We start from the raw sequence: 24,331 nt of genomic DNA, 5'->3' as shown, positions 1-24,331 counted from the left end.
CTGTGGCGCTGCAGCATGAAGTCAAGGCATGGCCGCGTTGCAGGTGGCTGCGGCGGGCGGGCGTGCTACATAAAGGGGCGTAGAGGACCTCATGGCCGAACACGCCCTGCCCCGAGCGGGCCATCATCACGAGCACGCGCACCATCCCGGCGAGGGCGGCTGCGCCCATGCGCAGGACCACGCCGCCCGAGGCCCGGCCGCCCTCGCCGAGGCGGAGAGCGCCTGCGCAGCGCGCGGCCTGCGGCTCACGCCGATCCGCCGTCAGGTGCTCAACGCGCTCTACGCCACGCACCGGCCCATGAGCGCCTACGACCTCATCGACCGCCTGGCCGCGGAGGGCGGTGCCAAGCGGCTCGCCCCCATCACGGTCTACCGGGCGCTCGATTTCCTGTTGGAGAACGGCTTCGTCCACAAGCTGGAGAGCCGGAACGCCTTCATCGCCTGCCCCTTCCACCATGCGCCCGGCGATCTCGTCGTGTTCATGATCTGCGAGGAATGCGGCGGGGTGGACGAGGCGGTCTCCGACGAACTGCGCGGCGCGCTGTCCCATCTGGCGGCGGCCCAGGGCTTCAGGCCCAGCGCCAACGTCATCGAACTCGCCGGCTGCTGCGCCCATTGCGGCGAGCCGGCGCAGGCGACGCGCGCGGGTCGCGCTTGACCGCGCCGGCGCCCTGTCGCACCCCTTCCCGAAGAGTCGCCGAGCCGCTTGAGAGTCAGGACTTCGCCATGACCATCGCCGCACCGCAGGCCAGTTCGCCGCTCCAGGGCGCGCCGCCGCAAGAGGGCCTGCCGCCGCCCGTCGCCTCCGGCGCGGCGGAGCGCCTGCGCACCGTCGGGGTCCGGGTCGGCGCCGTGCTGGTCGGCGGCGGCGCGCCGGTCGTGGTCCAGTCCATGACCAACACCGACACCGCCGACATCGACGCCACGGTGGCGCAGGTGGCGGCGCTGGCGCGCGCCGGCTCCGAGCTGGTCCGGATCACCGTGGACCGGGATGAGGCCGCCGCCGCCGTCCCGCATATCCGCGAGCGGCTCGACCGGCGGGGCGTGTCCGTCCCGCTCGTGGGCGACTTCCACTATATCGGCCACAAGCTCCTGGCCGACCATCCGGCCTGCGCCCAGGCGCTCGACAAATACCGGATCAACCCGGGCAATGTCGGCTTCAAGGAGAAGAAGGACCGCCAGTTCGGCGCCATCGTCGAGCTCGCCATCCGGTACGGCAAGGCGGTCAGGATCGGCGCGAACTGGGGCTCGCTCGACCAGGCCTTGCTGACGCATCTCATGGACCTCAACGCCGCGTCGGCGACGCCGCTCGACGCCCGCGCGGTGACCCGCGAGGCGATGGCGCAGTCGGCGCTGCTGTCGGCGCAGCGCGCCGAGGAGATCGGCCTGCCCAAGGACAGGATCATCCTGTCCGCCAAGGTCTCGGCCGTGCAGGAGCTGATCGCCGTCTACCGCATGCTGGCGCGGCGCTCCGACTACGCCCTGCATCTCGGCCTCACCGAGGCCGGCATGGGCTCCAAGGGCGTCGTGGCGTCGTCCGCCGCCATGGGGGTGCTGCTGCAGGAAGGCATCGGCGACACGATCCGGGTCTCGCTCACGCCCGAGCCGGGCGGCGACCGCACCCTGGAGGTCAAGGTCGCGCAGGAGCTCCTGCAGACGATGGGCTTTCGCACCTTCGTGCCGCTGGTGGCCGCCTGCCCCGGCTGCGGCCGCACCACCTCCACCGTGTTCCAGGAGCTGGCGCGCGACATCCAGGACTGGATCTCGACGTCGATGCCGGAGTGGAAGGCGCAATATCCCGGCGTCGAGAACCTCAACGTCGCCGTCATGGGCTGCATCGTGAACGGCCCGGGCGAGTCCAAGCACGCCGACATCGGCATCTCGCTGCCCGGCACGGGCGAGACCCCGACCGCGCCCGTCTTCATCGACGGCCAGAAGGCCGCGACCCTGCGCGGGCCCGGCATCGCGGCGGAGTTCAAGTCCATGGTCGGCGACTACATCGAGCGCCGCTACGGCGTCTCAGGCGCGACCAGCGCCCCCGCGGCCCAGACCGCCGCCGAATAGCTAGCTTCCCGGGCCCGAGCCGATCAGCCCCGCCGCGATATTGATCGTCAGCGCCAGGATGGCGGTGTTGAACAGAAACGACACGACCCCATGCACGAGCACGATGCTGCGCATGCCGGCGCCGGTGACGTCCACGTCGGCGGTCTGGGCCGCGCATCCGATCACGAAGGAGAAATACAGAAAGTCGGAGTAGTCCGGCTCGGTCTCGCCGGGGAAAATCAGCCCCTGCCGCTCCTTCTGGTCCTCGCAGGCGTAGAACTCGTGGGCGTAGTGCATCGCGAAGACGAAGTGCGTGAACGTCCAGGACAGCAGCACCGTCGCGCCCGCCAGGGCCATCGGCCCGGCCTGCAGCGCTCCCGCGCTGCGGCCGTTGACCAGCTCCACCACGATTGCGGCGAAGCTCGCCATGGTGGCCCCCACGATCAACAGCAGGATGGTGAAGCGGTTCTCGTCATAGGCCGCGGCCCGGCTGCGGATGTCGTCCACGTCCGATTGCCGGATCATCGTCACGATGAGGCCGATATAGAGCAGGGTCCCCAGGTCCCACGCGATCAGCAGGCGGGTGCTGAAACGCAGCGCGCCGGGGAGCGCCAGCAGGGTCGCGCCAGCGACGGCCGCGCTCGCCAGCAGCCGCCCCCGCGCCTGGACGATGCGCTTCAGGCGATCGGGGAGGGTCCGGCCGCCGCCCGCGCGTTTCGCGTGTCCCGGTTCGCTCACGACGTGCGCGCGATCACGAACCGCGCCGCTTCGCGCAGGACGTCCGCCTCCGGCCCGAAGCCCGCCAGGGCGAGCTCCGCCGCGAGCGCGAGCCGGTCGCGCTCCGCCTTGGCCTCGTCGAGGCCGAGCGCGGCGACCAGCGTGGCCTTGCCCCGGCCCGCGTCCTTGCCGGTGGCCTTGCCCATCGCGTCCGGGCTGGCCTCGACGTCGAGGATGTCGTCGGCGACCTGGAACGCCGCCCCGAGCGCCTTGCCGTAGGCCAGGATGGAGGCGCGGTCGTCGGCGTCCGCTCCGGCCATCATGGCCCCGGCCTCGGCCGCGAAGGCCAGCAGCGCTCCCGTCTTCATGGCCTGGAGGCGGCGCACGTCGTTGGGGTCCATCGCGCCAGCGCCCGCCTCGCCGTAGCGGCCCTCGGCCTCCAGGTCGAGCATCTGGCCGCCCGCCATGCCGCCAAGCCCCGCGGCCCGGGCGAGCCCCAGCACGAGATGGGCCCGCACCTGCGCGTCGTGATGCGTGGCCTCGTCGGCCATCACGTCGAAGGCCAGCGTCAGCAGCGCGTCGCCGGCCAGGATGGCGGTCGCCTCGTCCTGCGCGCGGTGCAGCGTCGGCCGGCCACGGCGCATGTCGTCGTCGTCCATGGAGGGCAGGTCGTCATGCACGAGCGAGTAGCAATGGACCATCTCCAGCGCCGCGGCGGCGCGCAGGGCCGCTTCGCCCTCCAGCCCGCACATGCGCGCCGTCTCGACCAGCAGGAACGGACGCAGCCGCTTGCCGCCCCCGAGCGCCGCGTAGCGCATCGCGTCGAGCAGGCGCGCCGGCCGGGCGATCTCTCCCGCCAGCGGCTCGGGTCCGAGCAGACCGTCGAGCATGCGCTCCACCTCCGCAGCGCCCGCGATGAGACGAGCCTCGAAATCCGCCGTCATGGGCGCCCTCCCTGTCAGGCGGGCGAGTCCAGTCGACTGGCCCGGCCGCGCATCCTAGCGCAAACGCCCGCGCCGAACCCTCGCCGCTTGCCTGACGCCGGGGAATGCGTCAAGGCTCCGTGGTCAACGGCACATGGGGCGCCCGATCGCACGTCGCAGATCATCGCTGGGCTGGTTGGGGCGGATCGTTCGCTGGATCCTGGCGCTGACGCTGGGGCTCGCGGGCGTCCTGGTCGCAGTGACGCTGCTTGACGCGGTCGTTCCGCCCGTCTCCACCCTGATGCTGGGACGCTGGGCGACCCTGAAGCCGGTGGACCGGCGCTGGGTCCCCATGGAGGCGATCTCGCCCCGTCTCGTGCACGCCGTCATCCTGTCCGAGGACGCGCGGTTCTGCTCGCATGACGGCGTGGACTGGGACGCGTTGCGCACCGTGCTGGGCGACGCGGACGAGGACGGGCCGTCGCGCGGCGCCTCGACCATCACCATGCAGACGGCCAAGAACCTCTTCCTGTGGCCGTCGCGATCCTATGTGCGCAAGGGCCTGGAGCTGCCGCTGGCGCTGTGGCTCGACCTCGTCTGGTCGAAGAGGCGCGTGATGGAGGTCTATCTGAACATCGCCGAATGGGGTCCGGGCGTGTTCGGCGCGGAGGCGGCGTCGCAGGTCTATTTCGGCAAGAGCGCCGCCGACCTCAGCGTGCGCGAGGCGACGCTGCTGACGAAGTCGCTGCCCAATCCGCTGAAGCGCAACCCCGCCAAGCCTAGCCGCGGTCTGCAGCGCCTCGCCGCGAAGCTGTCGGGACAGCTCGGCGACGCGGAGCCGTGGGTTCAGTGCGTGCAGGTCGGCCGGAGTCGGTAGGGTGGAGGGTCAGCGCTGGCACAGGGCCGGGGTCGGCAGGGACCGCCGCCCGAGAAACGCCCCGCCCCGGCGGATCGACGCCGCCGCGCCGGCCATGAAGTTGCGCGAGGCTGCGGCCTCGCAGCGGTCGGCGTATCCGGGAGCGGTCGCCAGCACGGCGCGCAGGCGGGCGATCCCCTCGGGATCCCGGTGCAACGCTTCGGCCGTCAGAACCGTCATGCTCGCCTCCTGGCGTCGCGACCCGAAGCGGGGCCGCCTTGACGCAACGTTAACCATTCCGGGCGGATCGCATGTGCGCCAGCGCACGTTGATTCGCGGTTAACAAAAGATGACGAGCCAATCGGACCGCCGAAAGGCGCAACATTGTCCGATTTCGGGCAGCGCCTCCGCCGAGGACGGGCGGGGTCCTCACAAATCGAGGCGCCAATACTGGCCGACGAGATCCTGGCCGAAACTGCGGTGCCTCTCCTCCGAGACCAGCCTGAAGCCCTCGTCCACGTAGATCTTGCGGGCCGCCGTCAGGATGTCGTTGGTCCAGAGCGTCACGCTGCGGTAGCCGGCCGCGCGGGCGAAGCGCAGGCATTCGGCGACCAGGGCCCGCCCCACGCCCTGCCCTCGCGCCGACGGCTCGACATAGAGCATGCGCAGCTTGGCGACCTCGTCCGTGTCGCGCACCAGGAACACGGACCCGAGCGTCTTCCCGTCGCGCTCGGCGATCCAGCAGCGCTCGCGGCCCGGCTTGAACTCGCGGATGAACGCCGCCGCGATCTCGGCCAGCAGCGCCTCGAACTCCTCGTTCCAGCCATATTCCTGGCAGTAGAGCGCCGCCTGGCGGTGGATCACCCAGCCCATGTCGCCCGGCCTGTGCTCGCGCAGTCGCAGTTCCGCCATGTCTCGTCTCCCTGGATCGCATCCTAGGCGAGCCGGCGCGCAAAAAAACCCCGGAGCGCGAGGCCCCGGGGTTGGCTGCGGAAGACGGCGAACCGTCGACCTGACTACTCGTGCGGGCCGAAGCCCTGATCCCTCACTCGTCCGTGCTCGGCTTGCGCGCGCCGCCCCCGGCCCCGGACGGCGACGCGGACGCGCCTCCGGCCGATGCGCCGCCGGAGCGCCCGCCGCCGGCCTTCTCGCCGGCCTCCGGGCCGCCGCGCGTCGCGCCCGTCGTCACGTCGGAGCCGGGGGCTGAACGGCCCTGGGCCCGCTGGGGCGAGGCCTCGCCGCTGCGGCGCTCGGCCGACTCGCCGGCGGGCTTGGCGCCCGAGCCGCTGCGCTCCTGCGCGGTCGACGACGGAGCCGCGCCCGGCGAGCGCTTCTCGGCCGCCGCGTTGGACCGCGACGAAGCGCCCTTCTCCTCGGCCTTGCTCTCGGCGCTCCTGGCCTTGTCCTCGGACCCGGACGGGCTCGCGGTGGCGGCCTTCGAGCCGGGCTGATCCGTCTCGGACGAAGCCTTGCCGGCCGTGTCCTTGTCCCCGGCCTTGGCGCGCTCGGCCGCGCTGCGGCCCGTCTTGCCCTTCTCGCCGGCCTTCTCGGCCTGCGCGGCGGGCTTCGCGGTCTCATCCGCCTTGCCGGCGGCGGACTGCTTGCGGGCGCGGTCGCCCTGACCCTGCTCGGCCGTGGACTTCGCAGCCTCCGACTTGCCGGGTTCAGCCTTGGCGGCCTCCGACTTGGCCGCCTCGCCGGACTTGGCCGCATCAGACTTGGCCGCCTCCGACTTGGCCGCATCAGACTTGGCCGCATCAGACTTGGCGGCTTCGCCGGACCTCGAAGGCTCGCCGGAGCGGGCCGCCGACGAGGCGGACGACTTGGAATCCGGCGTGGGATTGGCCGCGGTCGTTCCGGCCTTGTCTCCGGACGCGCCGCCCGTAGAGGCGCTGGAGGCGGGCTTCTCGCCGGGCGAGGTCTGTCCCGAGGGCGCCGCCGCGGAGCCCGACGGCGCCGCGCCGGGCGAAGCCGGCTGCGTCGTCGAGGGCCGACTCGTATCCGCCGAACCCGTGGCCGGCTGGCCGTTCTGCCCCTGCCGGTCCGAGGCGCCGCCCGTGGTGGCCGAGCGCGACGTGGCGGAGTCGGCGCCGGTCGACCTTGCCTCGGTCGAGATCTCCCGCACCTGCGCCGGCACGGCGACGGTTTCGGCCCGCGGCAGGTTGCGCGACTGGATCCGGATATTGGTCTCGCGCTCGATCACCGTCGGCTGGATCGCGAAGTTCACCGCGATGGAGCCGCGCCGCTCGACGCGGCCGATGGGGCGCGTCTCGGTGTAGATCTCGGTGACGCGCTCCGGGCGCACCTCGACTTCGGTGATCCGCTCCGCCGTGATGTCGCGCGTCGGCACGAACACCCACTCCTCCTCTTCGACGCTGGAGCCGCCGCCGCGGCGGGTCGTCGTCGTGGTGGTCGTGGACTTCGACTTGCCGGAGGCGCGGGCGACCTTCGGAGCGTTGTCCGGCGGCAGCGGACGCCAGCCGACATGCTCCTTGCTGCGGCGCCATTCCACCCAGGCCGGGGCCCATTCGGTGTCGGCCACCCAGACCCAGCCCTGGTCGGGATCGTCGTACCAGCGGCCGTAATGATAGGTCACTTCGGCCCAGGGCTCGTCCGACTCGAAGTACCAGCCGACCTTCTCGTTGAAGATCCAGTGGCCGTTCGTGTAGGGCTTCCAGCCCCGGTCGACGCCGCGCGGCCGGAAAGCCTCGCCCAGCTTGTCGATCCGCACATACTCGCCATTGTCGCGCACCCGGTCGCGCAGTTCGTCCACCGTGACCTTGACGGACGCGTTCTGGCCGAGGTCGCCGCCCTGGCGAGCCGCCGAGGCCGCCGAGCCGCCGTTCTGGCCGGGGGACGCGGCGGAGCCGCCGTTCTGCGTGGCGGAGCGCGCCTGGTCGGTCGGTTGCGCGTCCCGCGCCTTGCCGCGCTCGGCGCTGGAGCGGGTCGGATCTCCGGACAGGGCGCCGGAATTGGGCGGCCCGGCATGGCCGCTCCCGGCGGCCTGCTCATGCGAGCCGGGCGTCTCGCGGGCGCCGGACTGGGCGTTGTTGCGCCGCATCTCGGCCTTGGGGGCCGCGTCGCGGGCGGATGATGGGCTTTCCGCCCCGGACCGAGAGCCGCTTCCAGCCGGCGCGGTGGCGGCCGAAGAGCCCGAACTGGTCTGCGCCTGCGCGCCGACGCCGGGCGCCAGAACGGCGGCCGCGGTCAAGAGCGCCGCGAGGGCCGCGCCTGAAAAGAAGTCGCTGCGTTTGGCCATAAGGAGTCCTCCGAGGCGTTGTCGGAGCAGGAAACGCGACCCCCCGGTTGTTGTTCCCTATGCGAAACGCTGCACTGCGGCGATTCGCCCCGCCTTGAGCAGATCGGCCGCGGCCTGGGCCAGCGCCGAGGGCCGGAAGGGCTTGGGCAGCAGCCTCGATCCGGCGACGCGGTCGTCCGGGTCCACCTGGGCGCGGCCCGACGTGTAGAGCACCGGGAGGCCCGGATGGGCGAGCGCGGCGTAGCGGGCGAGCTCCAGGCCGTCCGGCCCGGCCCCGAGATCGATGTCCGTCACCAGGAGGTCCACCCGCCCCGCGACCAGCGCCCGGAAGGCCTCGCAGGCGTCGCAGGCCTCCGCCACCGCAAAGCCCTCGTCCGCGAGGACTTCGCACGCATAGGCCCGCAGCAAGGCGTCGTCCTCGACCACGAGCACGCGCGGGACCCCGCTCGCGAACGCGGCGGGCAGGTCGCAAGCGGCCGCGTGAGCGGGAGACTTCGCATCCGACAAGGCGATCATGACCCCTCCTGCTGGCGCGCCGCCGGGCCGTTCGGGCCGCCTCGACGCCATGGGCCGCGCATCCTTCGCGAGCCGTTCTTCCCCAAGCAAACGCGGGCCCCCGCCGGTCGTTCGGCCTTTGATTCAACTTGTAGGCTTATGGTCAACGAGCCGTTAACCAGCCTGACCGAACGGCGCCCCTACCCGCCCGACGGCGCGGCGACGGAGGGCGGAAACGCCACCCGGAACAGCGCTCCGCCGTCACGGCGGCCGGCCTGGTCCAGGGCGATGCTGGCGCCATGCGCGCCCAGCACGTTGCGGCAGATCGCCAGCCCGATGCCGGTGCCGACGCCCGGCGCCTTGGTGGTGTAGTAGGGGTCGAAGATCTTCTCGGCGATGTCGTTCGGGACGCCGGGGCCGTTGTCCTCGACCTCGAGCACGACGCCCGCGTCGTCGCGGCGCGTGCGCACGGTGACGCGTCGCGGGCCGGCCTGCTCCTGCAGGACCTGCTGGGCGTTGACCAGAAGGTTGGACAGCACCTGCCCGATCAGGTCGCCGTCCGCGCTGATGACCGGCAGGTCCGGGTCGAGGTCGAGCGAGACCTCGACATGGGCGGCGCGCAGGCCGTAGCTCAGCAGGTCGAGCGTCGCCGTGACGAGGTCGTTCAGCCGCACCGGACCGCGCCGCGGCGACGCCTCGCGGGCCATCGACAGGAAGCTGCGCACGATCCGGCCGGAGCGCTCGGCCGCCGCCTGGATGCGCTGCGCCCGGGCGCGCACGTCCTCGGTCTGCGCCCGTTCGACCAGCAGCGTCGACTGCGCCAGCAGGATCGCGAGCGGATTGTTGAGCTCGTGGGCCACGCCCGCCAGCAGCGCGCCCATGGCGGAGACCTTCTCGATCTGGCTGAGCTGCTTGCGCTGGCGCTCGATCTCGGCCTCGGCGGCCCTCGCCTCCGTCAGGTCGCGCAGGTGGATGATGAAGAGCCGCCGGCCCGACAGCGAGGCCTCGGTCACGGCGAACTCCATGGGCAGGACCCGCCCATCCTTGCAGACGGCCTGGATCTCGGCCCGCCGCCCCAGCGCCCCGCCGTCCCGCGCCTCCACGGCGGACAGGAACGAGGGCCGCCCGGCGCCGCCCATGATGGCGTCCATCACGGGCCGCCCGAGCGCCTCGGCGCGGCTGTACCCGAAGGCCGCCTCCGCGGCGGGATTGAACTCCACCGTCAGCCCGGCCTCGTCCACCGCCACGAGGCAGTCGAGCGTCGACGCGACGATGGCGCTGTTGAGCGCCGTGCGCTCGGCCAGCTCCTGCTCGCGGGCCTTCAGATCGGTGAGGTCGCGCCCGAAGGCGATGTTGCCCTGCGGTTCGCCGCCGCCGGGCGAATAGGGCGTGTAGGTCTGCTGGATGTAGCGCCGCCGGTTCCCCGCATAGGTGATCCAGCCTTCCCACCGCACGACCTCGCCGGCCCGGATGCGCGGCGTATAGGGCTTGATCTGGTCATAGGCGGCCCGTCCCAGCACCTCCCAGACGAAGCGGCCCACCACCTCGTCGGGCCGCTTGCCGTGGAAGGCCAGGAACTCGCGGTTCACATAGACGTAGCGCTCGTTCCAGTCGACGAAGGCGACGCGTCCCGGGATGCTGTCCAGGATGGTGCGCAGGAGCGCCGAATCGGGCTCGCGCAGGGCGCTGGTGTCGCCGGCGCCCGAGAGCCCCGGCTGGGAGTGCTCCTGGCCCGCCTCGGGCGGGGCGGCTCCGGTTTCGGCGCTCTGGTCCATGGGCCCTCCGGACCCGGCGCGTCACGGCCGTTCGAGAGCCATGATGCGGGGTCGGGCGCGGCCCGGTCAAGGCGAAGCCGGAGCCTCGCGGGTCAGCGCCGGCCCGGCGCCTTGCCGTCGAGCCCCGCTTTCTTGAACGCGTCCGCGAACGGGTTCGCGCCCGGGCCGCGGGCCGCGGCCGGCGGGGACGCGGCCGCCTTCGGGGCCCGGCCCGGCTCGGCGCCGCGCTCCCGGGACGGGCGCCCCTCGGCCGGGTCGTCGAGCCGCATGGTCAGCGAGATGCGCTTTCGCGCCTTGTCGACCTCCAGCACCTTCACCTTGACGATGTCGCCGGGCTTCACGACGTCGCGCGGGTCCTTCACGAAGGTCTTCGACAGCGCCGAGATGTGGACCAGCCCGTCCTGGTGCACGCCGACGTCGACGAAGGCGCCGAAGGCCGCCACATTGGTGACCACGCCTTCCAGCACCATCCCGGCGCGCAGGTCGCCGATGGTTTCGACGCCGTCCTTGAAGGTCGCCGTCTTGAAGGCCGGCCGGGGGTCGCGCCCCGGCTTCTCCAGCTCCTTCAGGATGTCCGTCACGGTCGGCGCGCCGAAGCTGTCGTCGGTGAACTGCCGGGGCGAGAGCCCCCGCAGCAGCGTGGCGTTGCCGATGAGCGCCCGGATGTCGCTCTTCGTCGCCTCGATGATCCGGCGCACCACCGGATAGGCCTCCGGATGCACCCCGGAGCGGTCGAGCGGGTCGTCGCCGTCCTGGATGCGGAGAAAGCCGGCGCACTGCTCGAAGGCCTTCGGGCCGAGCCGGGCCACCTTCTTCAGCGCCGCGCGGGTCCGGAACGGGCCGTTCTCGTCGCGATGGGCGACGATGTTCTGCGCCAGCGTCTCGCCGACGCCCGACACCCGCGCCAGCAGGGGCGCGGAGGCCATGTTGACGTCCACCCCGACCGCGTTGACGCAGTCCTCCACCACGGCGTCGAGCGAGCGCGACAGCTTGAACTCGGCGAGGTCGTGCTGGTACTGCCCGACGCCGATCGACTTCGGGTCGATCTTGACGAGCTCGGCCAGCGGGTCCTGAAGGCGCCGGGCGATCGAGACCGCGCCGCGCAGCGTGACGTCGAGCTCGGGCAGCTCCAGGGACGCATAGGCCGAGGCCGAATAGACGGACGCCCCCGCCTCCGACACCACGATCTTGGACGCCTTCAGCTCGGGATGTTTGGCGATCAGCTCGCCGGCGAGCTTGTCGGTCTCGCGCGAGGCCGTGCCGTTGCCGATCGCGATCAGCTCCACCTGGTGGCGCCGCGCCATCGCGGCCAGCAGCGCGATCGCCTCGTCCCAGCGGCGCTGCGGCTCGTGCGGATAAATCACGCCGGTGTCGACCACCTTGCCGGTCCGGTCCACGACCGCGACCTTGACGCCGGTCCGGTAGCCGGGATCGAGGCCCATGGTGGCCTTCGCGCCCGCCGGGGCGGCGAGCAGCAGGTCGCGCAGATTGCCGGCGAAGATCCGCACCGCCTCGTCCTCGGCCTGCTGCCACAGCCGCATCCTCAGATCGAGGCCGATATGCACCTGGATCTTGGTGCGCCAGGCCCAGCGCACGACGTCCATGAGCCACTTGTCCGCCGGCCGGCCCCGGTCGGCCACGTTGAACCGGTGCGCGATGGCGAGCTCGAAGGCGCCCGGCTGGCGCGCCGCGGCCGGGCCCGCGGGCTCCTCCTCGGCTTCGAGCCGCAGGTCCAGGATCTCCTCCTTCTCGCCGCGGAACAGCGCCAGGATCCTGTGCGACGGCAGTTTCGTCAGCCGCTCGTGATAATCGAAATAGTCGGCGAACTTGGCGCCCTCGGTCTTCTTGCCGGCGCGCACGGAGGAGATCGCGCGGCCCTTGCTCCAGAACTCCTCGCGCAGCCGGCCGATCAGCTCCGGGTCCTCCGAGAAGCGCTCCACCAGGATGGACCGCGCGCCCTCCAGGGCTTCGTCCACGCTGGCGACGCCCTTCTGGGCGTCCACATAGGCCTTCGCCTCGCGGCGCGGATCGCGCTGCGGGTCGGCCAGCAGGCCGTCCGCCAGGGGCTCCAGCCCCGCCTCGCGGGCGATCTGCGCCTTGGTCCGGCGCTTGGGCTTGTAGGGCAGGTAGAGATCCTCCAGCCGGGCCTTGCTGTCGGCCTCCCGCAGCTGGCGCTCCAGCCCGGCCTCGAGCTTGCCCTGCTCGCGCACCGACTCGATGATCGCCGTGCGGCGCTCCTCCAGCTCGCGCAGGTAGCGCAGCCGCTCCTCCAGGGTGCGCAGCTGCGCGTCGTCCAGCCCGCCCGTGGCCTCCTTGCGGTAGCGGGCGATGAACGGCACGGTCGCGCCGCCGTCCAGCAGCGCGACGGCCGCTTCCACCTGCCGCTCCTCGCACCGGATGTCGTCCGCGATACGCTGATTGATGGACTGCATCGCAAGCCTCCACGCTGGGAATCGCCCGGGCCGCGCCGGGGCCGCGCTTGTAGCGCGCGCGGCCGATCGGGCAAAGCCGCCGGGCGGACCGCGAGGCCCTTGCCAAGCCGGCGGCGGCTGCTTACGCGAAGAGGGCCGCACGCCGAAGCACCCGAGGACACCCCCCATGGCCCAGCACGCCCCCCTCCGGAGACTGCCGGAAGACCGCACCGCGACCCTTGTCGCGCGCCTGCGGGACCTTATCGGCGACCGCTGCTCCACCTCGGCCTCGGAACGCGAGCACCACGGCCGGGGCGAGTCGTACCACGCCGTCGCCGCGCCGGACGCCGTCTGCTATCCGGTGTCGACCGAAGAGGTCAGCGCCATCGTGAAGCTCTGCGCCGAGGCCGGCGCGCCCATCGTGGCGTTCGGGACCGGCACCTCGCTGGAGGGCCATGTCGCCGCGCTCGAGGGCGGCGTCACCATCGACATGAAGCGCATGAACGCGATCGTCGAGGTCAACGCCGAGGACCTCGACGCCACCGTCCAGGCCGGCGTCACCAGGAAGCAGCTCAACGCCTATCTGCGCGACACCGGGCTGTTCTTCCCGGTCGATCCCGGCGCCGACGCCAGCCTCGGCGGCATGGCGGCGACCCGCGCCTCCGGCACCAACGCGGTCCGCTACGGCACCATGCGGGAGAACGTGCTCGCCCTCACGGTGGTGCTGGCCGACGGCCGAGTGGTCAAGACCGCCAGCCGGGCCCGAAAGTCCTCGGCCGGCTACGACCTCACGCGGCTCTTCGTCGGCTCGGAAGGCACGCTCGGCCTCATCACCGAGGTGACGGTGAAGCTCTATGGCATCCCGGAGGCGATGTCGGCCGCGGTCTGCGCCTTTCCGGACGTCGGCTCGGCGGTGCAGACCGCCATCGAGACCATCCAGTCCGGCGTGCCGATCTCGCGGGTCGAGTTCCTCGACGACCGCAGCATGACGGCGGTGAACCGCTACTCCAAGCTCGACTATCCCGAGCAGCCGACCCTGTTCTTCGAGTTCGTCGGCACCGAGGCGGGCGTCGCCGAACAGGCCGAGCGCGTCCGCGAGCTGGCGCTCGGCAATGGCGGCCAGAACTTCCAGTGGGCGACGACCCCCGAGGAGCGCAGCCGCCTCTGGCAGGCCCGGCACGACATCCACTACGCCTGCCTGGCCATGCGGCCCGGCGCCAAGTCCTGGAGCACGGACGCCTGCGTGCCCATCTCGCGCCTGCCCGAGCTCATCCTGTACATGCGCGAGCAGACCAAGGACGCGCCCTTCTACGTCACCAGCCTGGGCCATGTCGGCGACGGCAATTTCCACATGGGCTTCCTCATCGACGTCGACGATCCGGCCGAGCTCGCCGAAGCCGAGCGCCTGAACGGCCTGCTGCTGGACCGCACGCTCGCGCTCCACGGCACCTGTACGGGCGAGCATGGAGTCGGCTCAGGCAAGTCCAAATATCTGCGCGCCGAGCACGGAGACGCCGCGGTGGATGTCATGCGCCTCATCAAGTCGGCGCTCGACCCCGATAATCTGCTGAATCCCGGGAAAGTGCTTCCCGCAGACTGAGACTGAGCCGCACTGGCGCAGTATTTTGCATCCGGTAAGGTGTTTTCCTAATGGCGCGAGCGTTCAGACCGTCTAAGTCTGGGACGTTATTCGGAGAACGCCCGTGTCGAAGAGACATCCTTCCGGACGGCCCCTCGGCAAGCGCAAGATCGGCGTCTCGACGCATGTGCGCTGGCCCCGCGAAGGCTTCGTGAATTCCCGGCTGGGCCAGACGCCCGATCTCGCGGGCGGCTTCGGCTTCCGCATGCCGGAAGCCACGCACGAGCATCTGCATCACGTCGCGCTGGCGCGGCGCAACGCGCACGGCAAGGACTGACGCGACCAGCGCGTCGCCCATGCGCGGCGCTGGTCCAAACCACGGTGGGGGCACTGGGGCGATCACCCCGCGTTCGAAAGAGCGCGGGGTGATGCTTTTTCAGGGGTGGGGCTTTCAGCCGCCGACGACGCCGCGGCTGGTCACCACCGTCCAGGTCTTGCCCTTCTTCTCGATCGCGTCGATCCGCCCGACGCCCGGCAGCACGTCGCCGCGCGCCACCTCGAAGAAGCCGCCCGGACCTTCCAGCACCGCGACGCCGTTATAGACGCCGCGCACCGACCACCCCTTGAGGCCCTCCGCCTTGGCGGGCGCCTTCGCCTCAACGACGGGCGCCGGGGCCGGCGGCGCCGCCGGGATCCCGGCGGGCGCGACCGGAGCTGCGTCCCGGACCGCGGCCGGAGCCGGCGCGATCGACGCGGTCGTGGTCGGGCCGATCTGGCGCTCGATGCGGTCGAGGCGCTCCACCATGGCGGCGACCTTGGCGAAGGGCTCGCGCTGGGCCTGCTCGAAACGGCCGACCTGGGAGCTCAGCTGCGCCAGGGCGACGCCGGTCTCCGATTTCACCCTCTCCATCTGCGCCGCCATCTGGCTGGCGGAGCCGGCCGCGTCCGCGCGGGCCTTTTCGGCCGCGTCCCGCAGCGCCGCGACCTTCCGGTCGAGCGCCCGCACGTCGTCGCCGGCCGCGCTGCGGTCGACTCCCGCCTTCAGCAGGTCGACCGAGGCCTTCAGGCTGCGCAGGTCGGCGGCGAGCTTCTGCTGCTCGCGGACGCCGGGAGCCGGCGCGCCGGTCCCCTTCCACTGCATGATGGCCGTCATGCTGCGCAGGTCCTCGGCCTCGCGCTGCGCCACGGCCAGGTCGGCGGCGGCGCGCCGGGAGGACATCGTCGCGCCCCCGACGGCGCCCAGGCAGGCGGCGATCGCGACCGCGGCCGCGATGGGCCAGCGCGGGCCGATGGAGACGGTGCGGACGTTCTGGGCGGCCGCCTTGGCGCGGGCCCGCATCAGCGCCGCCTGCGCGGCGAGCACGCTCTTGGGCACGTCCTGCGGGGCCGGCTTGGGCGCGGGCCTCGCCTCGGGCGCGCAGGCGATCTCGGGCGCGGAGGCCGTTTCGGGCGCAGGCGCCGGGGACTCAGGCTGGGCGGCCGCGTCGGGCGCTGGGGCGAGCGCCTCGACCGCGACGGGAGGCGTATCGGTTTCCGTCGAGGACGACGGGACGAGGCACGAAGTCGTCATGGATGAGGTCGTCATGGCGGCGTCTCAGGTGAACCTCCATGAAGCGTTAACCCCATCTGTTTACCGATTGGTTACCACCCGGGCGTCTTTGGCCATCAAGGGTTGCAAATCGTCGGGCTTGCCCGCCACGGCGGGGTCTCCGCCCTGGCCGTCCATCGGACCCGAGCCCGCGGGCGCGTCCGGCCGCTCCACTTTGCCCTTCTGCTGCAGCCGCCGCGCCACGAGCCAGCACATCATCGCCCACGCCGCCCCGACGGACCACCCCGCCAGCACGTCCGTGGGCCAGTGGACGCCGAGATAGACGCGGCTGCCCCCGACCGCGAGCGTCAGCAGCACGCCGAGCGCGACCACGAAGACCTTGACGCGCCGCTTGCCGCTGACGCGGGCCAGCAGCACGCCCAGCGTCAGGTAGGTGACGGCCGACATCATGGCGTGCCCGCTCGGAAAGCTCAGCGTGTGCACGTCCACCATATGGGCGACGAGGTCCGGGCGGGGGCGCTCGAAGCCCAACTTCAGCACGCTGGAGAGCAGCGTCCCGCCCCCGATCGAGCCCGCGACCAGCAGCGCGGCCCCGCGTTTGCCGTCCATCAGCAGATAGGCGATGGCCGCGAGCGTCAGGATCGCCAGCACGGTCACGCTGCCGAGCGAGGTCACATCCCGCATGGCGCTCTCGAACCAGGCCGGCCCGACGGGATCGTTGGTGTCCCCGGCCGCCCGCAAAGCGAGCATCACCGCCCGGTCGAAGCCGTGAGTGTCGCCCTCCACCACCTCGTCGGCGATGCGCGCGAAGGCGAACAGGCCCCCCGCCGCCACCGAGAGGGCCAGCACCGAGCCGAGTTCGAGCCGGAAGCGGTCCTTGAGGCCGCCCAGGCCGCCGAAACGTGCCCTCAGGCTTGTGAAATCCACGATGACGCTCCTGCAAGGGTCCGGGCTGCGGCGGATTGCGACGATCCGGCCGGGAACCCGCGATCCTTGCGGCGGGTTGCACCGGACCGAATGTGGACGCCCCCGCCATGGATTCCCAGCCCTCCGATCTCCCCGACGACGCCGCCGAGGCCAGTCCGCTCGAGCAGGCCTCCAACGAATCCCAGCGCGAGGCCGCCGAGCAGGCGGGGCTGCGCTACGTGTCGGACGAGGAGCCGGGCTTCCGCCGGCGCAAGTCCGGCAAGGGGGTGACCTATCTGGGCCTCGACGGCAAGGCGATCCGCGACAAGGACGCGCTGGAGCGCATCCGCAAGCTCGCGATCCCGCCGGCCTATACGGATGTCTGGATCTGCCCCGATCCGAACGGCCACATCCAGGCGACCGGGCGCGACGACAAGGGGCGCAAGCAGTACCGCTACCATCCGCGCTGGCGCGAGGTGCGCGACGGCGACAAGTTCGAGCACATGCTGGACTTCGCCAAGTGCCTGCCGGTGCTGCGCGAGCGCATCGACGCCGACATGGCCAAGCGCGGCCTGCCCCGCGACAAGGTGCTGGCCACCGTGGTCCACCTTCTCGAGAACACGCTGATCCGGATCGGCAACGCCGACTACGCCAAGCAGAACAAGAGCTACGGCCTCACCACGCTGCGCGACCGGCACGTCAAGATCGACGGCCAGGAACTGCGCTTCGAGTTCAAGGGCAAGAGCGGCAAGACCTGGAAGCTCAAGGTCAAGGACCGGCGCATCGCCAAGCTGGTCAAGGCTTGCCAGGACATCCCCGGGCAGCACCTGTTCCAGTATTACGACGAGAACGGCGAACGCCAGCCGGTCACGTCGGCGGACGTCAACGCCTATCTGAAGGAGGCCACCGGGCAGGACGTCACCGCCAAGGACTTCCGCACCTGGGCCGGGACCGTACTGGCCGCGATGACGCTCAAGGAGTTCGAGCTCGTCGACCAGCAGGCCCGCACCAAGAAGACCATCAAGGCGGCGGTCGAGCGCGTCGCCACGCGGCTGGGCAACACGCCGACCATCTGCCGCAAATGCTACGTCCACCCGGAGGTGTTCAGCGCCTATCTGGACGGCTCGCTGCTGGAGAGCATCGAGGACGAGGTCGACGCCGAGCTGCGCGACAATCTGGAGAAGCTGAAGCCCGAGGAGGCGGCCCTCCTGGTGCTGCTCCAGCGCCGGCTCAAGCAGGACCTGCGGTCGCGGCTGGAGGCCTCGGTCGAGGCCGTGGCCGAGGACGCCGTCCAGGAGAAGGCCGTCAAGGAGAAGGCCAAGCCCGTCCGCAAGACCCGGGGCTCCGGAAACGCGAAGGCTTCGGGACGGCGCGATCCGGCCGCCGCGACCGCCGCCTAACGCCGGCCGTCCTTGCGGTAGCGGAAGACGAGCCCGTCCCACAGGCCGAAGGGCCGCTCGGGCGCAGTCACGGCGCGCAGCCCGGCTTCGTCCGCCCATGCGGCGAGGTCGGCCGCGTCGCGCTCGTCGTCGCCCCGGTAGGACAGGTTGGCGACCACGAGGGCGCCGCCCGGCCGCAGCGCGCGCGCCGCCTCGGCGACGCCGTCCCGCGCCAGCCCTTCCCCCGCCTGCACCAGATAGGGAAAGACGTCGACCGCGAGCACGAGGTCGAAGGCCTCGTCGCGGAAGGCCCGCAGGTCCCGCCCCGACACCTGCACATAGCCGGGCCTGCCGTCGGACCCGCTCCGCCGCGCCGCCTCGGCCAGCATCCCGCCCGAGACGTCGGCGCCGACCGCCAGCCCGCAGCGGCCGGCGAGCAGCCCGGTCAGCCGCCCGATCCCGCAGCCGAGGTCGAGGACGGCGCGGTCCGGCCCCAGCAGGCCCCAGCCCGCCAGGGCGTCGACGATTTCGGCGCTGGCCGCCGCCAGCAGCGCGGGATCGCCCAGCGCGTACAGGGCGACGCCCGCCTCCGGCCTGTCTGCGGCCAGCCGGTCGAACGCCTTCGCCCACTGGGCGACGGCGACCCCGGCCTCCTCGGCGGCGGCGTCGTGCCGGGCCTCGGCCAGGACGGCGCGGACCACGCCCCAAGCCTGCGGCTGGACGGCCCAGACGCGCTGGACCGCCTCCAGCCGCGCGCGCGCCTCGCCCTGCGCGGCCAGGATCGCGCCATGGAGCGCCGCCCGGGCCTCGCTTTCGCTCCCGGCCGCCATGAGCACGTGCATGAGCCCGAGATGCGCCGGGCGCCCGGCCTGCGCCGCCCCGGCGAGCGCCGCCCGAAGGGCCGCGGCCTCAGCCATCCGGCCGCTCCGGCGACAGGCGGCGCCAGCCGTTCAGGCGGTCCGCCGCGCCCCAGTCATATTTGTAGTCCTCCCGGCCGCGCAGGAAGCTGAAGGCCTCCGCCCCCCGGTCCGCCGCGGCCGCGATGGCGCGGCCCAGCAGGATCGCGCCGGGGCTCTCGCGGGCGAAGTCGGGGTCGAATCCCCCGATATAGGCGTAGGAGCGGCGCTGGTCGCGCAGCCCGTAATAGGCGCCCGCCGCCACGCCGCCGATGCGCAGAAGCGCGGTCTCGGCCAGCCCCGCCGCCATCAGCCGCGGCAGCGCGCGGCGGTGGAAGGCCCGCACCGCCTCGTCCGCCAGGACTCCGGCCTCGCCCCGCGACGTCCAGCGGGCGCCGTGCAGCCGCTCCAGTTCGGCCAGGAACGGGGCGCAGCCCACGTCCTCCGCCGTCTCGATGCGGACCGCCCCGCGCCGCTCGGCCCGATGGCTCGCCATGCGCAGCTTGCGGCGCTTGCGGGCCGGCACGGCGAGCGGCGTCCCGTCTGCGTCGCGCCCGCCGTCGCCGCATGCGCCGGCGAGCGACAGGACCGGACAGGCCTCGCCCTCGCCGCGCTCCTCCCGCCACCCGGGCGGGACCGGCGCGTCCCAGGCGCAGGCGCCGGGCGCCAGCTCGAGCCACAGCAGCGGCTCGGGCCGCTGCGCCGCCGCGTCCGCCAGCGCCGCCAGGACGGCGCCGCGTTCGGCGGGATCCGCCAGCACGTCGAGCTGATCGCTGAGCGAGACGCCGACAGGCAGGCGCCGGCCGCCCTCGGGTCCGTCCTCGACATAGAGCGGCGCCAGTCCGACCAGATCGGCCCCGCGCCACACCGCGATCGTGGCCAGCCGGCCCGGCGCGAACGCCTCCCACCAGGGCAGCAGCCAGGCCGGGGACAGGAAGGGAGCGGCGTCCGGCGAGCGCCGCCAGAGCGCCCACCAGGCCGGCTCCAGCGCGGCCAGCCCCTGCGCGCTCCGGATCGTCTCCGCCATGAGGCCGCTCACGCCGCGCCCTCCCGGATCCGGCCGGCGCCGGCGAGGCGCGCGTAGAGATCGAGATAGCGGCCGGTCATCGCCTCCAGCGAGAAGCGCTCTCGCGCCACCTGGCGGCAGCGCTCAGGATCGATCATCCCGGCGCGCCCGATCGCCGCAGCCATGCCGGCGACGTCGTCGACGATGAACCCCGTCTCGCCGTCGTCCACGGTCTCGGGCAGCGCGCCGCGCCGGAACGCGATCACCGGCGCGCCGCATGCGATCGCCTCCCGGGCGACGAGCGAGCTGGTCTCCTCGGCCAGGGCCGGGACCAGCAGGCACCGCGCCGCCGAGAGGAGCCGGCGCTTGCGCGCGAATCCCACCGGGCCGACGAAGCGCCGCAGGGCGTCGAGCCTCGGCGCGACCTCGCGGGCGAAATAGTCCTGGTGCTCGGCGTAGGCGAACAGCTCGCCCGCGACGATCAGCGGAACGCCAGCCGCCTTCGCGGCGTCGAGCGCGAGATGGACGCCCTTTTCCGGGCAGATGCGGGCGAGCATCAGGGCGAAGCCCCGCCGCGCGTGGCGTGCCTGGAGGGCCCGCACGGGCGCGCCGTTCGGGATCGGGGCGAGCAGCCGCGGCGACGCCGGGCAGGTCCCGGCCTGCGTCCGCGACACCGGATTGAGCCACAGGCGTTCCTTCCCGGGCCGGAAGATCTCCTGCGGATACCAGGCCGCCGGCAGGTGCAGGGTGGCCAGCATGGGCGGAAGGCCGGGGACGTCGGGCAGGCATTCGGCGAAGTCCACGCCGTGGAAGTGGATCAGGTCCACGGGCTCGCGCCGCAGGACGGCCAGGATGGCTTCGCGGTGACGCCGGCGCGCCGCGGCCCGCGCCTGCTCGGTCAGTTGGCCGTCCACCGCTAGGGTCGGCTCCAGCCGTCCGCTCACCTGCGAGCCGGCCTGCGCGACGACGATGGACCGCCAGCCCGCCGCCACGACGGCGGCGTCGAGCGCCGCCTGGATCTGCTCCGCGCCGCCCACCGCGTCGGGCCCGACCGGCGCGAACGGATAGGCCACGCTGAGCACGGTCAGGCTCATCCCGCGTCGTCCCCGTCGGCGCCGAAGCCCAGCTCGCGGCTCGCGCGGGCCGCCAGCTCGGCGAAGCGCCCCGCCGTCATGCCCCAGGGGAAGCGCTCATACAGGACGCGGCCGCCGTTGGGAGCGCGCGTGAAATCATAGTCGGGCGCCATGCGGAAGCGCTCGGCCCGCGCCTCGAAGCGGGCGAGCGTGGCGCGCTGCGTGGCGTGCGCGCCCATCATGCGCGTCTTGCGGGCGGCCTCCTCGGGACCGAGCACGAGCTGGACCGGGGCCAAGCCCGGCTCGGGCGCGAAGTCCTGCGCCAGCATCTCTCCGTCGTCCCCCAGCCTGTAGAACGGCGCCTCCACGATCTCAGGAGCCGCGCCGTCCACCGCCAGCAGCCGGGCCGCCGCATGCGCCGCGAAGGCCGTCGCGTCGTGGTCGGGATGGCCGCCCTCATAGGCGTGGGTGAACACCACCTCGACCCCGGCGAGCTCGGCGGCGAGCCGCCGCGCCAGCGCGGCGAGGTCCGCGGCCGCGCCCTGGTCCGGCGCGTCCAGGTAGGTGACGGCGAGGTCCTCGGCCCCGCCCTCGCGCAGCGCGGCCTGGAGCTCGCCCCGGCGCGCGGCCGCATAGGCGGCGGCGTCCTCGAACCCGTGCGCCCGGGCGTCGGCGAGATTGCGCGGCGCGCCGTCCGTCACCAGCACGAGCCGCAGGCCCCGCATCCGGCGCAGCTGGGCGCCGAGGCCCAGCGTCTCGTCGTCCGGATGGGCCAACACCGCCGCCATCCGGGAGGCGTCGATCTCCGGCCGGCGCGAGTCGGCCAGCTGCGCCAGCGCGTGCAGCGCCTTGGAGCCGGGCTCGGGCGCCTCCGTCACGGCGCGAGGGCCGCCTGGCGCGGCTCCCGCCCGAGCGGTCGGGACACGGCCGCGCCTCGCGGCGCGTAGCGCCGGATCATGCTGGCGCAGAAATCCGCGAACTCCTGTTTGTCGAGCGGCGGGCTGGTGTGGTGAGGCTCGATCCCACGGTGCTCGGGCGTGAAGCAGAAGGTGACGGTGACGTCGAAGTCCTGCAGCGCCTCCATCTGGCGGTCGAACCAGTCGAGCGCGTTGGGGCGGAAGCTGTCGGCCCAGCTGAGCCCCGTGCGCAGATAGGTGACGCCGAGGCGCTTCATCCACGCCACCGCGTCGTCGAGCCGGTGGTCCTGGTAGTGGAACCACTGGCAGAGCCCCATCTCGGGCGCATAGTCGCCGAAGGCCTCCAGAGCGGGCTTGGGCGCGCCGTCCTCGCGGATCAGGCCCATGTAGAAATGCCGGTAGTAGGAGGAGCCCTCGGCCTCGCGGTGGCGCGTCGTCGCCGGCCAGTCCCGCGGCAGGTCGTAGAGGCTGTACCAGTGGATCCGGGGCGCCTTGCCGATCAGCAGCTCGGCGGTGCGCTTCAGGCCCCAGACCTGCACCTCCTCGGCCCCGAAGGTGGAGATGCCCACCTCCGACACCCAGACCGGCAGGTCGGTCACGGCCTTGATCTCGTCGATCTTGGCCGGCCACTCGTCGAGCTTCCAGAGGTTCCAGTCGAGCGGGAAGCCGTGCACCGCAATGGCGTCGACATTGTCGAGCACGCCCTTGCCGGCCATGTTGCGCACCCAGCCCGGATCGATCGGAGACATGCCGCCGAGCACGCGCGGCACGTTCGGGTTCTCGGCCTTGATCGCCTGGCCGGCCGCCACCGCCATCTCGGCGAATTTCGTCCAATCGGGATCGAGGTTGGGGTCCCAGTGGGACTTGTTGTTCGGCTCGTTCCAGATCATTGCGGCTTCGATCATGCCTGCCTCCCGGTTGCCTGGCCGACGCCGGGACGCGCGGGATAGACCGGCGCGGCGTCGGGGTTCTTCTGCGCCGCCCGGCAGAGATAGACCTCCTGCTCGGGATGCTCGACGATTTCGAAGCCGGCGCTGCGCAGCATCGCCTCCACGCAGGCCGCGTTGGGCGCCCACCAGTTGGTGGGGTCCTGCGAGTAGCTCCGTTCGATGAAATGCATTTTGGGCCAGGTCGGCCGGTCGAAGATCGCGGTCTCGGCGAAGGGGTAGTCCTCCTCCACGGGCTCGGCCCGCTCGGCGCCGCGCTGCATGGACTGGAACACCATGAGGTCGCCGCAGACATGCTCGCGGATGAGGTCCAAAGCCAGCAGCGGATGGCGCAGGTGGTAGAGGACGCCCATGAAGATCACGACGTCGAAGGTCTCGCCCAGCGCGCCCACGTCGTAGACGGAGAGCTGGCGAAACTCGATGTCGTCGAAGCCGAGCACCTCGGCGGCGAAGCGCGCCTGGCGCAGATAGTCCTCGTCGAAGTCGACGCCCAGCACCCGCGCGGCCCCGCGGCGCTTCATCTCCATCGAGTAGAAGCCGGCGTTGCAGCCGATGTCGAGCACCGTCTTGCCGGTGAGATCCTTTGGGATCGCGGCCTCGAAGCTCTTCCACTTGACGTTGGGGTAGTCGCCCAGGAAGTGCTCCGGCGCGGTCTTCACGCCGTTGAGGTCGATATTGTGGAACCACGGGCCGAGCGCCTCGGCCCGGCTGCGGATCTCGTCAGGCGTCAGCCGCCGGCCCGCGCCGGCCGGCATCGCGAGGGGGGAGTTCACGGCAGCGCCCTCCTGTTGGGGGTGAGGGGTTCGAAGGGCCGCCCGTCGGGCCGCCCCAGCTCGACGCGGAGCCCGGACGCGGGCCGCTGGTCGAGGGTGGCCTCGCCCAGCATGCCGATGGCGGCGCGGTAGCCGTTCAGGGTGCCGACATCGACATAGCGGTCGCCCGCCTTCACGCCCACGGCCTTGCCGCCCAGCGCCAGCCAGGCGTTCACGAGCGTGCCGATATACTCGTCGCGCCCGTTGCGGGCCTGCCAGAGGTCGCGCAGTTCGGCCAGCACATGGCCGGGCATCTTGAACGCGCCCCAGATCCACTGCGACGCCGCGTCCTTCTGCTTGACCTGGATCTCCAGCACCGCGCCGTCGCGATCCATCACCACCGCGTCGAAGAATTCGGGCCGGTCCACCGGGAACAGCAGGAAGGACAGCACGTCCTCGGGCAGCTCGGCCAGCGCGTCGGCCGGGAACCACACGGTGTCGGGCAGGCCGACGATGACGTGCTCGTCCGCCGGCACCAGCGGCGTCGCCCGGAAGATGGCGTCGCACAGCCCGCTCGGGCGCGGCTGGACCACATAGGCGATGGTCGCCGAGCCGTAGCCGCCGCCGTAATACTCCATGATGTCCGACTTGCCGGGCGAGATCACGAAGCAGATCTTGTCCGCGCCGCCGCGCAGCATGCGCTCGACCAGATATTCGCTGACCGCGCAGGGCCGCTCGGTCTCGCCGTCGAGACGGCTGCCCACGGGCAGCAGCTCCTTCGAGAAGGCCAGCGGCTGGATGCGGCTGCCGCGGCCCGCGGCTGGAACGATACCCCACATGTTCGCCTC

General features: G+C 72.3%; 22 protein-coding genes and 1 pseudogene. 6 read left to right on the top strand and 17 right to left on the bottom strand.

Going from position 1 to position 24,331, the window contains the following annotated elements; all coding sequences use genetic code 11:
* The first annotated feature begins 91 nt into the window (after nt 1-91).
* Together ACYVO7_RS15800 and ispG are read left to right on the top strand one after the other, a co-directional pair.
* A complete protein-coding gene (locus ACYVO7_RS15800; RefSeq protein WP_460450766.1) occupies nt 92-658 on the top strand; it encodes a transcriptional repressor in 567 nt (188 codons plus the stop codon).
* Between the two features lie 74 nt (nt 659-732).
* Nucleotides 733-2,064, top strand: coding sequence for a flavodoxin-dependent (E)-4-hydroxy-3-methylbut-2-enyl-diphosphate synthase (ispG, locus tag ACYVO7_RS15795; protein ID WP_460450896.1), 1,332 nt, complete (start codon nt 733-735; stop codon nt 2,062-2,064).
* Here the strand turns inward: ispG and ACYVO7_RS15790 are convergent, their stop codons facing one another.
* Complete coding sequence (locus tag ACYVO7_RS15790; RefSeq protein WP_460450765.1) at nt 2,065-2,781, bottom strand: DUF1345 domain-containing protein; 717 nt, start codon at nt 2,779-2,781, stop codon at nt 2,065-2,067.
* Nucleotides 2,778-3,704, bottom strand: a complete 927-nt coding sequence (locus ACYVO7_RS15785) for a farnesyl diphosphate synthase (RefSeq protein ID WP_460450764.1) — start codon at nt 3,702-3,704, stop codon at nt 2,778-2,780. Before ACYVO7_RS15785 ends, ACYVO7_RS15790 begins: the two co-directional genes overlap by 4 nt.
* A 175-nt stretch (nt 3,705-3,879) precedes the next feature.
* Here ACYVO7_RS15785 and mtgA point away from each other — a divergent pair, with 175 nt between their 5' ends.
* Nucleotides 3,880-4,560: a monofunctional biosynthetic peptidoglycan transglycosylase gene (mtgA, locus tag ACYVO7_RS15780; RefSeq protein WP_460450763.1), complete on the top strand. Its 681-nt coding sequence runs from the start codon at nt 3,880-3,882 to the stop codon at nt 4,558-4,560.
* A gap of 9 nt (nt 4,561-4,569) precedes the next feature.
* Here the strand turns inward: mtgA and ACYVO7_RS15775 are convergent, their stop codons facing one another.
* From ACYVO7_RS15775 to ACYVO7_RS15750, 6 genes and pseudogenes are all read right to left on the bottom strand, one after another.
* Nucleotides 4,570-4,779 carry a hypothetical protein gene (locus ACYVO7_RS15775; RefSeq protein WP_460450762.1) on the bottom strand — a complete coding sequence of 70 codons (210 nt, stop codon included), beginning with the start codon at nt 4,777-4,779 and terminating at the stop codon, nt 4,570-4,572.
* 189 nt (nt 4,780-4,968) lie between these two features.
* A pseudogene (locus tag ACYVO7_RS15770) lies at nt 4,969-5,442 on the bottom strand (GNAT family N-acetyltransferase); the annotation flags it as partial.
* Between the two features lie 142 nt (nt 5,443-5,584).
* Nucleotides 5,585-7,798: a DUF6600 domain-containing protein gene (locus tag ACYVO7_RS15765; protein WP_460450761.1), complete on the bottom strand. Its 2,214-nt coding sequence runs from the start codon at nt 7,796-7,798 to the stop codon at nt 5,585-5,587.
* Nucleotides 7,799-7,855: 57 nt separating this feature from the next.
* Nucleotides 7,856-8,314 carry a response regulator gene (locus tag ACYVO7_RS15760; RefSeq protein ID WP_460450760.1) on the bottom strand — a complete coding sequence of 153 codons (459 nt, stop codon included), beginning with the start codon at nt 8,312-8,314 and terminating at the stop codon, nt 7,856-7,858.
* Nucleotides 8,315-8,493: 179 nt separating this feature from the next.
* The gene (locus ACYVO7_RS15755) at nt 8,494-10,068 is read right to left on the bottom strand and encodes a PAS domain-containing sensor histidine kinase (protein ID WP_460450759.1); all 1,575 of its coding nucleotides are present in this window, start codon (nt 10,066-10,068) and stop codon (nt 8,494-8,496) included.
* Nucleotides 10,069-10,160: 92 nt separating this feature from the next.
* Complete coding sequence (locus tag ACYVO7_RS15750) at nt 10,161-12,500, bottom strand: Tex family protein (RefSeq protein ID WP_460450758.1); 2,340 nt, start codon at nt 12,498-12,500, stop codon at nt 10,161-10,163.
* A 166-nt stretch (nt 12,501-12,666) separates the two neighbouring features.
* On the opposite strand from ACYVO7_RS15750, the gene ACYVO7_RS15745 reads away from it, so the two are divergent.
* Together ACYVO7_RS15745 and ACYVO7_RS15740 are read left to right on the top strand one after the other, a co-directional pair.
* Nucleotides 12,667-14,079 carry an FAD-binding oxidoreductase gene (locus ACYVO7_RS15745; RefSeq protein ID WP_460450757.1) on the top strand — a complete coding sequence of 471 codons (1,413 nt, stop codon included), beginning with the start codon at nt 12,667-12,669 and terminating at the stop codon, nt 14,077-14,079.
* A 103-nt stretch (nt 14,080-14,182) separates the two neighbouring features.
* Nucleotides 14,183-14,395, top strand: a complete 213-nt coding sequence (locus ACYVO7_RS15740) for a hypothetical protein (protein ID WP_406855049.1) — start codon at nt 14,183-14,185, stop codon at nt 14,393-14,395.
* A 114-nt stretch (nt 14,396-14,509) separates the two neighbouring features.
* Here the strand turns inward: ACYVO7_RS15740 and ACYVO7_RS15735 are convergent, their stop codons facing one another.
* Both ACYVO7_RS15735 and ACYVO7_RS15730 read right to left on the bottom strand, forming a co-directional pair.
* Nucleotides 14,510-15,643, bottom strand: a complete 1,134-nt coding sequence (locus ACYVO7_RS15735) for a hypothetical protein (RefSeq protein ID WP_460450756.1) — start codon at nt 15,641-15,643, stop codon at nt 14,510-14,512.
* Between the two features lie 45 nt (nt 15,644-15,688).
* Nucleotides 15,689-16,534: a phosphatase PAP2 family protein gene (locus tag ACYVO7_RS15730; protein ID WP_460450755.1), complete on the bottom strand. Its 846-nt coding sequence runs from the start codon at nt 16,532-16,534 to the stop codon at nt 15,689-15,691.
* A 107-nt stretch (nt 16,535-16,641) separates the two neighbouring features.
* On the opposite strand from ACYVO7_RS15730, the gene ACYVO7_RS15725 reads away from it, so the two are divergent.
* Nucleotides 16,642-17,913 carry a DNA topoisomerase IB gene (locus tag ACYVO7_RS15725; RefSeq protein WP_460450754.1) on the top strand — a complete coding sequence of 424 codons (1,272 nt, stop codon included), beginning with the start codon at nt 16,642-16,644 and terminating at the stop codon, nt 17,911-17,913.
* Here ACYVO7_RS15725 and ACYVO7_RS15720 read toward each other — a convergent pair.
* Genes ACYVO7_RS15720 through ACYVO7_RS15690 form a run of 7 tightly spaced genes read right to left on the bottom strand, consistent with a single transcriptional unit; the run spans nt 17,910 to nt 24,322 of the window.
* Nucleotides 17,910-18,809 (bottom strand): class I SAM-dependent methyltransferase, encoded by a 900-nt coding sequence (locus tag ACYVO7_RS15720; protein WP_460450753.1) that lies wholly within the window; start codon nt 18,807-18,809, stop codon nt 17,910-17,912. The two genes, ACYVO7_RS15725 and ACYVO7_RS15720, sit on opposite strands and share 4 nt — an antisense overlap.
* Complete coding sequence (locus ACYVO7_RS15715) at nt 18,802-19,827, bottom strand: GNAT family N-acetyltransferase (RefSeq protein WP_460450752.1); 1,026 nt, start codon at nt 19,825-19,827, stop codon at nt 18,802-18,804. The genes ACYVO7_RS15720 and ACYVO7_RS15715 overlap by 8 nt, the downstream gene beginning before the upstream one ends.
* A complete protein-coding gene (locus tag ACYVO7_RS15710; RefSeq protein ID WP_460450751.1) occupies nt 19,824-20,888 on the bottom strand; it encodes a glycosyltransferase in 1,065 nt (354 codons plus the stop codon). The genes ACYVO7_RS15715 and ACYVO7_RS15710 overlap by 4 nt, the downstream gene beginning before the upstream one ends.
* The gene (locus ACYVO7_RS15705) at nt 20,885-21,745 is read right to left on the bottom strand and encodes a PIG-L deacetylase family protein (RefSeq protein WP_460450750.1); all 861 of its coding nucleotides are present in this window, start codon (nt 21,743-21,745) and stop codon (nt 20,885-20,887) included. The genes ACYVO7_RS15710 and ACYVO7_RS15705 overlap by 4 nt, the downstream gene beginning before the upstream one ends.
* Nucleotides 21,742-22,689, bottom strand: a complete 948-nt coding sequence (locus tag ACYVO7_RS15700) for a glycoside hydrolase 5 family protein (RefSeq protein ID WP_460450749.1) — start codon at nt 22,687-22,689, stop codon at nt 21,742-21,744. Before ACYVO7_RS15700 ends, ACYVO7_RS15705 begins: the two co-directional genes overlap by 4 nt.
* Nucleotides 22,686-23,486, bottom strand: a complete 801-nt coding sequence (locus ACYVO7_RS15695; protein ID WP_460450895.1) for a TIGR04290 family methyltransferase — start codon at nt 23,484-23,486, stop codon at nt 22,686-22,688. The genes ACYVO7_RS15700 and ACYVO7_RS15695 overlap by 4 nt, the downstream gene beginning before the upstream one ends.
* Before the next feature lie 14 nt (nt 23,487-23,500).
* Nucleotides 23,501-24,322: a nucleotidyltransferase family protein gene (locus tag ACYVO7_RS15690; RefSeq protein ID WP_460450748.1), complete on the bottom strand. Its 822-nt coding sequence runs from the start codon at nt 24,320-24,322 to the stop codon at nt 23,501-23,503.
* Nucleotides 24,323-24,331: the final 9 nt, after the last annotated feature.

The sequence above is a fragment of the Alsobacter sp. SYSU BS001988 genome, from assembly GCF_054796215.1.
The sequence above is the reverse complement of the archived record's forward strand: the minus strand, read 5'-3'. Positions and strand labels throughout refer to the sequence as shown.